This is a genomic window from candidate division WWE3 bacterium, assembly GCA_026396615.1.
Taxonomy (GTDB): Bacteria; Patescibacteriota; WWE3; order JAPLWK01; family JAPLWK01; genus JAPLWK01.
Genome location: JAPLWK010000008.1, coordinates 132107 through 140780 on the forward strand (window position 1 = coordinate 132107; position 8674 = coordinate 140780).

9 protein-coding genes are annotated in these 8674 nt (G+C 45.1%); 2 read left to right on the top strand and 7 right to left on the bottom strand.

The window, feature by feature from the left end:
• Positions 1-2: 2 nt before the first annotated feature.
• From NT141_02260 to NT141_02290, 7 genes are all read right to left on the bottom strand, one after another.
• A complete protein-coding gene (locus NT141_02260; GenBank protein MCX6783867.1) occupies positions 3-698 on the bottom strand; it encodes a hypothetical protein in 696 nt (231 codons plus the stop codon).
• Positions 695-2077, bottom strand: coding sequence for a carboxypeptidase regulatory-like domain-containing protein (locus NT141_02265; GenBank protein MCX6783868.1), 1383 nt, complete (start codon positions 2075-2077; stop codon positions 695-697). The genes NT141_02260 and NT141_02265 overlap by 4 nt, the downstream gene beginning before the upstream one ends.
• A gap of 136 nt (positions 2078-2213) precedes the next feature.
• Complete coding sequence (locus NT141_02270) at positions 2214-3140, bottom strand: DnaJ domain-containing protein (protein ID MCX6783869.1); 927 nt, start codon at positions 3138-3140, stop codon at positions 2214-2216.
• Positions 3141-3406: 266 nt separating this feature from the next.
• Positions 3407-3619, bottom strand: a complete 213-nt coding sequence (locus NT141_02275) for a hypothetical protein (GenBank protein MCX6783870.1) — start codon at positions 3617-3619, stop codon at positions 3407-3409.
• Complete coding sequence (gene dnaK / locus NT141_02280; protein ID MCX6783871.1) at positions 3616-5517, bottom strand: molecular chaperone DnaK; 1902 nt, start codon at positions 5515-5517, stop codon at positions 3616-3618. The genes NT141_02275 and dnaK overlap by 4 nt, the downstream gene beginning before the upstream one ends.
• 4 nt (positions 5518-5521) lie before the next feature.
• On the bottom strand, positions 5522-5941 hold the full coding sequence (locus NT141_02285) for a nucleotide exchange factor GrpE (GenBank protein MCX6783872.1): 420 nt from the start codon (positions 5939-5941) through the stop codon (positions 5522-5524).
• A 4-nt stretch (positions 5942-5945) separates the two neighbouring features.
• Complete coding sequence (locus NT141_02290; protein ID MCX6783873.1) at positions 5946-6677, bottom strand: hypothetical protein; 732 nt, start codon at positions 6675-6677, stop codon at positions 5946-5948.
• Positions 6678-6719: 42 nt separating this feature from the next.
• Between NT141_02290 and rsmA the strand changes: the two genes are divergently transcribed.
• Together rsmA and NT141_02300 are read left to right on the top strand one after the other, a co-directional pair.
• Positions 6720-7493, top strand: coding sequence for a 16S rRNA (adenine(1518)-N(6)/adenine(1519)-N(6))-dimethyltransferase RsmA (rsmA, locus tag NT141_02295; GenBank protein ID MCX6783874.1), 774 nt, complete (start codon positions 6720-6722; stop codon positions 7491-7493).
• A gap of 504 nt (positions 7494-7997) precedes the next feature.
• Complete coding sequence (locus tag NT141_02300; protein ID MCX6783875.1) at positions 7998-8408, top strand: hypothetical protein; 411 nt, start codon at positions 7998-8000, stop codon at positions 8406-8408.
• The last annotated feature ends 266 nt before the right edge of the window (positions 8409-8674 follow it).

Consider the following 8674-nt stretch of genomic DNA (forward strand, 5'->3'; position numbering starts at 1 on the left):
AATTAAGCAATCATCGGCTCCACAATGGGGGCGGTATATTCACTGGTATCCTTTATTTTCTGCTCCCTGGAACTGGCGGGGTTATAAATATCATAAAAAAGCGACACCAATTCTTCGGTGTTTAATTGCCGAGCTTTAACCCCCATTTTAGAAAATTCTTTAATAATATGATCTCTTTTGGGGATTAATTGGCTAACCGACTTCTTTAAAATATATTCGGTATCTACATAAACTCTTTTAGTGGTGACGCCAAATAAGTTTAGCAGCCAATCGAAGGGGCCACTCCCTGTCGCCGACGTGACAATTCCGTAAGGAATAATCACGTAGAATTTTTTATCTAAGACATCATTTTGGGTAATTAATTCTTCAATAAATTTTCGATACCCAATTACCTGGCCTCGTAACTTTTCATTAGCCTGGCCCTCTTCCGCTTTTGTGAGTATCTCCAAATAATTAGATACGTCCATTCTTTTACTGCGAATCACGATTTGAATCGGGAAAGATAGAGAATTTAATAGACCGGCGTAAGCGGCAATCATACTATCTTGCTCGCGTTCAGAAAGGAGGTCAAAGTTAACGGCGGTGGTTTGAATCACTATGGCCGCCCCGCCGGTTTTTAGAATCAAAGTATCATTCTTAATATCCGCGATATCAATGTGTTGCTGAGTGGAAGCATTTATGGGAGTGTTATATTTCATAGATTAGGCTTGCTGACGAAGTTTAACGTTGGTAAGAGCCTCCCATCAGCAATTACTTCCATTGTAGCAAACTTGCTCCCCGGGAGGCTCGCGGTGACCCGATATTTGCCGTTAGGGAGCGGGGTGGAGACTACGAATTCTCCTAAATCATTGGTTTTAAGGGCTCTTAAGGGGTCGCCGGTGTCATCTTTAACGATAATAATAACGCCTTGAATCAGTTTTCCCAAACTATCTTTAACAACGCCATTTATTACATTAGGGCTGGCAGTGAGAGAGCGGCTTTTGTCGATTTTTGGCTCTTCCAATATTTCCTGGGCGGCATTACCCATTGTAGGTTGAATAGGTACGATAGGTTTGATAGGTGTTATAGGTGTATTGATCGGTGGGTTGGTTCTTAAAGCGGCTAGGTTTTGTTTCATTTCTTCAAATTCGGCTGCGATTTGTTTTTTTTTAGTTTTCTCGTCTTCTTTAACCTTTAATTCCGCCGCTTCGGCAGCCTTAGTCTCCATTTCCAGTTTTTTAAGTTCCGCGGTTAGGAGTGGCGGGACTTCATCGACCGTTTTTGGGGCCGGCACCATCGTTGGCATTTGAACGGGACTGTTAAAACCCCGTTTTTCCCTAATTTTAGTCACCAATTTTTCTAAATTTGTGACTTGTTCGGTAATACTGGCCTCCTGGGGTTTAGTTGTAACCTCGTCATTATTAGGAAGGGACGCACCATAAACACTTTTAGCCGGAATATTCATTTGAGTTTGGGTATCTTCAATCTTTAAGGCGCGACCGGCATTACCTTCGGGAGTTACGGTCACTTCCGGTGGGGTTTCAATAGTCGTTGTGGTTGTCGTCGGAGCGGTCGTTGTTAAATTACCGGGTACTGAAACATTAAAATTTAAATGTTCTAAGTAAAGTTCTTCGGCGAGATCGAATTTATTTTTAGGTTTATTACTTTGGGCTGCTCCCAGATAAGTCATTAAACGGGCCCGAGAGTTGGCGGGAGCAATTATTAGCGCTTCATTTTTAAGGGCGGAGGCGTAATCAGCCAGTAGAAATTTAGGCGCCAGTGGCTCTTTTTTCCAGGCCCGCAAGGTCGGACTACTTATTGCTTTCCAAAAATTACGAATCCAAACATCCAGACCCCGATTTTCAAAAGGCACGAACGCAAAAGCCAAGCCTCCCAAACTAATAAGAGCAACAAGCGGCCACTTAAAAATAAATACCAGATGTGAAGAGTACACTGCATAGGCACCAACTACCCCTGTCGCGGCATATACGAATTGGCGGACTGTCATCGAGCCAATCAACTTAAATTCCACACTCATGATGTTCTGGGGAACGGGGTGCTGTTTACTGGATGAAAAGTCGGTGGTTGGTAGTGGCATCGACCCTATTATAGTAGAATGCAACCATAAATACACATGTCATTCCGGCCCCGGAGCCGGAATCTAGTAACAGATCAAAATTATAAATTAAAAATTTATTGTATATTTACTGGATTCCGGGTCAAGCCCGGAATGACTAGTGGGTTTGTTTTTGAAGTTCCTCTAATATTCTTTTCTCATCGCGGCTTAGTTTTTTAGGTATTTCGACGAGGATGCGAACAAAAAGGTCACCGCGGCCTCTTCCATGTAAATGAGTTAAACCTCGGCCCTTAACTCTAAAGTCCGTTCCAAACTGAGTACCACTGGGGATTTTTAGTTTTATATTTTCAACCCCAACTTCTTTGCGGTCGCTTAAAGCTGGGACTTCGACTTCACCGCCTAAAGCGGCAGTCGTAAAGCTGATGGTCTTTAAAGTGTACAGGTCATCTCGTTCCCTAGAGAATCTGGCGTCAGGAACGACACGAATCGTTAGCAGCAAATCTCCAGCCGGCGTCCCCGCCGGTCCGGCTTCTCCTTCGCCGGTAAACTTCATTTGGGCCCCATCATAAATACCGGCTGGAATTTTAATTTTCAGTTTTTTACCTTCAAAGTTTATGTCTTGTTCGTCTCCGTAGGCAGCGGCTAGGAAATTAATTCCAATTTGATAATGTTTGTCGCGACCCTTGCGACTGCGACCGTAGCCGCCACCAAAGAAAGATTCAAAAATATCACCCATGCCCCCTTGCCCAAATAGATCCCCTAAATCAATGCCTTCACCATTTGTTGAATACGTGTAGCTAAACGGTCCGCCGCCGGCAAAGGGATTACCACCATTCCCGGCTCCCGCGCCGGTCCCCGCGCCAAAGGCGTCGTGGCCAAACTGGTCGTAGGCCTTGCGCTTTTCGGGATTGGAAAGGACCTGGTAGGCTTCATTGATTTCTTTAAAGCGCTCCTCGGCGCCGGCGGTCTTATCTATATCCGGATGATGTTTCCGGGCCGCCTCACGAAAAGCCTTTTTTAAGTCGTCTTCCGATGATCCCTTAGGCACTCCCAAAACTTCATAATAGTCTCTTTTAGTTGACATAGCAGTTGAATATTAGCATTCTTTGGCAGAAAACGTATGGGTCTGATGATTACTTTCTTTTGAGTGTCTTTAAGAAGACATAGAGGCTAATAGGAAGAATTAACAATGGCAGTAATGCTGCGGGGATTCCCAGATTAAGCCGGTTATTTGCAAATATAGCAACAAATACAATCGCCGTGTAAGTAATTGTAAAGATAATAATTGAAATTACTGGGATCTTCATAATAAATAACACACCTGCTCAATTGATTTCATAGTCCCTCACGTTAAACTTTCCTTAAAGTAATTTCTTCTGGTGTTACCTTAAGTATATCAAATTTTGAATTAGCCACATAGATAGTTTTAGTCTCTAGTGGGTAAAATAGTGCAAGATTGTACGATCCTACAACTATTGAAAATGATTGACTAGTCGGCATTCCTGAATAGGTAAATCCTGAGTAAGATTTACCTATTTTAATTGTTATTTCCTCCTGATTCATGAAACCACCTCGCCTTCTTTAACTTCACCTGTTCCCTGTGGTCCTGGTTGTCCACCAGCTGGCGGAGGAGTTTGTGGACCTTTGTCGCCGGCTTGTGGTGAGCCTTTCGAACCATACATCGCTTCGCCGATTTTTTGGACGGCGAGAGATAATTCTTGGGTCTTGGCTTTTAGGTCAGCGACGGACGCAGTATTTAAGATTTCTCGCAGAGATTTAACTTTATCTTCAATGTCTTTCTTCACATCGGCCGCGACCTTGTCTCCCGCGTCCCGCAGGGATTTTTCGGCAGTATAGCAGAGGTTGTCGGCTTGATTGCGGGCTTCGGCTTGCTCTTTTTTAGCAGCGTCCTCAGCGGCGTGGGCGGCGGCTTCGCTAACCATCCGTTCCACTTCTTTTTTGTCGAGCCCAGTGCCACCTTGAACAGTGATTTTTTGAGATTTATTAGTGGCTTTATCTTTAGCGGTCACGTTTAAAATGCCGTTAGCATCAACGTCAAAAGTCACCTCGACTTGCGGCACTCCTCTTGGCGCGGTTGGAATTCCGTCTAGCATAAATCTACCTAGTGATTTATTGTCGGCCGCGAATTCCCGCTCGCCTTGCAACACGTTGACTTCGACTGAGGTCTGATTATCAGCAGCGGTGCTGAAGACTTGGTTAGCGGAAGTTGGAATGGTCGTATTTCTCTTAATAAGTGGTGTCGAAATGCCACCCAGCGTTTCAATACCCAATGTCAAAGGCGTGACATCTAAAAGCAGAATGTCTTTCACATCGCCACCAAGAACTCCGCCCTGAATAGCAGCCCCGACGGCGACGACTTCATCGGGATTGACGCTCTTGTTGGGTTCTTTACCGAAGTATGCCTTGACGGTCTCCACGACCTTAGGCATTCTCGTCATTCCGCCAACCAAAACGACTTCATTGATGTCATTTACAGTGAGACCGGCATCACTCAAAGCTTTTTTAGTTGGTTCCATGGTGGCATCGATTAAGTCGGCGACCAGTTGTTCCAGTTTGGAACGGCTAATTTTAACGCTCAAATGCTTTGGGCCTGTCGCATCAGCGGTAATAAAGGGAATGTTAATTTCGGTTTCTAAACTTGCGGAAAGCTCAATTTTGGCCCGTTCGGCGGCGTCTTTTAGGCGTTGCAAGGCTTGACGGTCACTACTTAAATCAACGCCCTGCTCTTGCTTAAAAGTATCAATCAGCCACTTAATAATCCGTTGATCAAAATCGTCACCGCCGAGGCGGGTATTACCATTGGTCGCTTTAACTTCAAACACACCATCGCCAATTTCTAAAATCGAGATATCAAAAGTGCCGCCGCCTAAATCATAAACGGCGATCTTTTCGCTTTTCTTCTTGTCTAAACCATAGGCTAAAGCGGAAGCGGTTGGTTCGTTAATAATTCGCTTGACGTCAAAACCGGCAATCTGACCGGCTTCTTTGGTAGCATTGCGTTGGCTGTCATCAAAATAAGCGGGCACGGTAATCACGGCTTCGGTAATCTTTTGCCCCAAAAAGGCTTCTGCGTCGGCTTTCATTTTAGCGAGAATCTGAGCGGAGATTTCTTGCGGAGTATAAGTCTTCCCTTCGATTTCAACGACCGCCAGGCCGTTAACCCCTTCCACAATCTTATAAGGGTAAGTTTTAGCTAACTCTTGAACAACCGGGTCTGAATATTTTTTCCCCATTAATCGTTTTATAGAAAAAACGGTATTTTTAGGATTCACAATTTGCTGCCGTTTAGCAGGAACACCAACGACGTTCTTATCAACCGTCACTACCGATGGTGTAGTATTGCCGCCTTCGGCGTTGTGGATAACTTTGGGGGTGCCCCCTTCCATCACAGCCATGCAGGAGTTAGTGGTTCCGAGATCGATCCCAAGAATTTTAGACATAATTTTAAATACCTCCTTTAGTATTTCCAACCTTAACTTTAGCGGCTCTTAATATTTTATCACCAATTAAATAACCCTTGGACCCAATTGCCACAACTTCATTTTCGGGGCCATCAACCATTTCCAAGGCTTCCATTGTAGCAGCATCAAACTTTTTTCCCAGGCTTTCCATTTCGGCAACACCAAAATCTTTTAAAACGTCGACAAATTTCTTGGTGGCTAACGTTAATCCCTCATCTTTTACATGATTCGCGGCGGCTTCCACCGCATCCAAAACCGGCAGCAATTCCGAAAGCAAAAAAGTATTGGCCATGGACGCGAAAGCTTGACGCTCTTCCAGCGTTCGTCTTTCCAAATTGCGATAATCAGCGACAGCCCGCTTCCAATTATTTTCTAGTTCATTACAGCGATCTTCCAGTGACATAAGACTACCAGGCTCCTCCCAAGTCGCTTAGCAAATTGTTAATGTGGCGAACGGCCGGAATGATTTGATTATAGTGCATCCGACTCGGTCCTAAAATCCCGGCCACGCCTTCAAATTTACCATTTTTAAAATTGGCGACCACTAAGCTGCAAGCGGCCAGTTTTTCTTCACCGATTTCGGAGCCAAAATACACTCTCACCTCTGGATTATCTTTGCCCATATTTACAATTTTAAGTAGTGATTCTGATTTATTCATGAGACGTAAAGCGGCCTGGGCGACATCGATGTCAAAAAACTCGGCGTTTTCGAGAAGATGATCGGCCCCGGAATGGAAAATATAGCCGTTAGTCGTGACTACCACACCCAGACTTTGAGTGGTATCGGCCAGGGCGTGAGAGGCGGTGTAAAAGAGTTTAACGGCCTCTTCCCGCTCCTGCCACAGGCGTTGCTTTAGAGCCACTTCTTGCAGAATAGGCAATTCTTCTTTAGTGACTAGATGTTCTAAGTAGTAGCGCCAACCAAGGCTAGTGGGGGCGCGGCCGGCTGAAGAGTGCGGCTGGCTAAGATAGCCTTTTTCGCTGAGAGATACCATTTCGTTACGAACGGTAGCGGGGCTCACTTTCATTTGGGTTTTCTCGACCAGATTTTGAGAACCGACCGGTTCGCTGGATTCGATGTACTCTTCGATAATGGCTTTTAGAAGTTGAGATTGGCGATCGCTTAAATCAGGAGTCATATTGCTTAGCAATAATAGCGTAAGAGTGATAAAATTGTCAAGATGCCATTAAAAAAATCACTGGGCCAAAACTTTTTAATTGATAACTTAGTAATTTGGGACCTGCTAGATGCGATTGATGTCCGGTCAAACGACGTTCTCCTGGAGGTAGGAGCCGGTTCCGGGGCCGTCACTACTGAGCTGGCCGGTCGAGCAGCTAAAGTATACGCGGTCGAATTTGATGAAGACTTGATTCCAGAGTTGACCTCAAACTTAGAGCAATTTTCCAATGTTGACATTGTTCCGGCCGATATTTTACGCTTTCTAGAAGATTATGACCACGTCAAATCTCTGGGGATTACTAAAATCGTGGGCTCCATTCCCTACCAAATCACTTCGCCTTTAATACACCTGGCTTTAAAATATAATTATCCGGTCATCTTCGTGGTCCAAAAAGAAATGGCGGAAAGACTAACCGCTAAGCCGCCAAAAGCAAATTATTTGTCGACTTTTGTGAGTCTGTGGGGTCAAGCCGAGATAGTTCGAACCATTGATCGGAATTCTTTCAATCCGGTGCCGGGTGTCGACAGTGCGATCTTGAAAATCGTTCCGCATCCGGTCGTCTCTTCGGTTGACCCGGTCGCTTTCTCTAAGTTTTTGCACAAAGGTTTTAGTAATCCTCGCAAGATGCTGAACAAAGTGTTTAATAAAGATTTATTAACGTCCTTAGATATTGATCCGATGCGCCGAGCAGAGACGTTGACTCTTTCGGAATGGTTAAAACTTTTTGATATCGAAATCGGAACGAGGGCTGAGCATGCTCAGCCCCTACAATAATCTGTAGAAGGCCTTCTGAAGATTCCGCGTAGGGGCGCAGCATGCTGCGCCTTCGGCGACTCACACAACCCAATTCCCCACCAGTTACCCGATAGTATTTGACTTTTCCTTGGTTTTGGGCTATAATATAAGGACAAATAAGTTAGTTACAGATTTCTGGTCCCCAAAAGGAGGGAGCCATGTCAACAGGTATAACGATACCGGACGAGATGTCACAGGACAGCAACGAAAGTTCGTTGCTAACTTTGAAGTCGGACGGTCAAATTCTCATCAAGTGGCGTTGCCCACGCTGCGGCGCCGATCACGAAACGTTAACGAGTTTGTCCTCTCTTCTTAACGAAGACGTTGACTTGCTTTGCGACCACCCGCAATGTGGCGGCTGGCATTGCATGCACGCGACGATTAGCTTAGAAATCGTTGTGAGTGGGGGTTATAAAGACACTTCGGACATCCCCCTCGAAGAACCAAAGTCGTAAGAATACAAGACAAATAGGAGAAAATTAAGTGAAAAAGCAAATAGGGTACGCGTTTTGGAAGTTTGTTGAGTTCGTACTGCTGACATTTTTGAAGATCGGTTTGTATGTTCCTCTAACTCGAAAGCGCGTTCTTGCGGCAATTGATTTTTGGGCATACGCCGATTTGTCTAAATCATTGAGGATGGAGCTTTGCTATCTTATGCAGGATTCTGTTTCTCGGTTAACCGGCCGGAAGATTTGCACTTACTGTAAGTACAGTATTAACCCAAATCTTCCTCATGAATACTGCGACAGGGAGTTGTCGAAGACTACCTGCCCGGTATGCGGATATGACCAAGTGTACCCAGCAGACGGTTGTGTTATTTGTCAGGAAAAAAAGCTTTGGGAAGATCACAACGCAGAGACGCCGAAATCTTGGAACATCCGTACCATAGAATGAGTTAACGATTCCGTAACCGCACGAGCCGACAGAGTCTGGTTTTCAAACCTCACTGTCGGCTCGTTTTTGTTGTATCGGACCGAGGACGACCCATGGGTCGTCCCTACAATTTGCCTCAAATTGGTAGTGAGCGAAGCGAACGTTCCAAATCTGAAGGAGGCCTCCTGAGATACGTGTAGGGACGAGGCATGCCTCGTCCTCAATTGCGTTATAATCGAGGGGTTTATGTCAAAGCACATTTGCCAAAGTGATGAATGGGCGGAGTT

Coding starts and splice junctions, on each gene's coding strand:
- NT141_02290 (MCX6783873.1), bottom strand. CDS start 6,677: ATGACTCCTGATTTAAGCGATCGCCAATCTCAACTTCTAAAAGCCATT.
- NT141_02275 (MCX6783870.1), bottom strand. CDS start 3,619: ATGAATCAGGAGGAAATAACAATTAAAATAGGTAAATCTTACTCAGGA.
- NT141_02265 (MCX6783868.1), bottom strand. CDS start 2,077: ATGCCACTACCAACCACCGACTTTTCATCCAGTAAACAGCACCCCGTT.
- NT141_02260 (MCX6783867.1), bottom strand. CDS start 698: ATGAAATATAACACTCCCATAAATGCTTCCACTCAGCAACACATTGAT.
- rsmA (MCX6783874.1), top strand. CDS start 6,720: ATGCCATTAAAAAAATCACTGGGCCAAAACTTTTTAATTGATAACTTA.
- dnaK (MCX6783871.1), bottom strand. CDS start 5,517: ATGTCTAAAATTCTTGGGATCGATCTCGGAACCACTAACTCCTGCATG.
- NT141_02270 (MCX6783869.1), bottom strand. CDS start 3,140: ATGTCAACTAAAAGAGACTATTATGAAGTTTTGGGAGTGCCTAAGGGA.
- NT141_02285 (MCX6783872.1), bottom strand. CDS start 5,941: ATGTCACTGGAAGATCGCTGTAATGAACTAGAAAATAATTGGAAGCGG.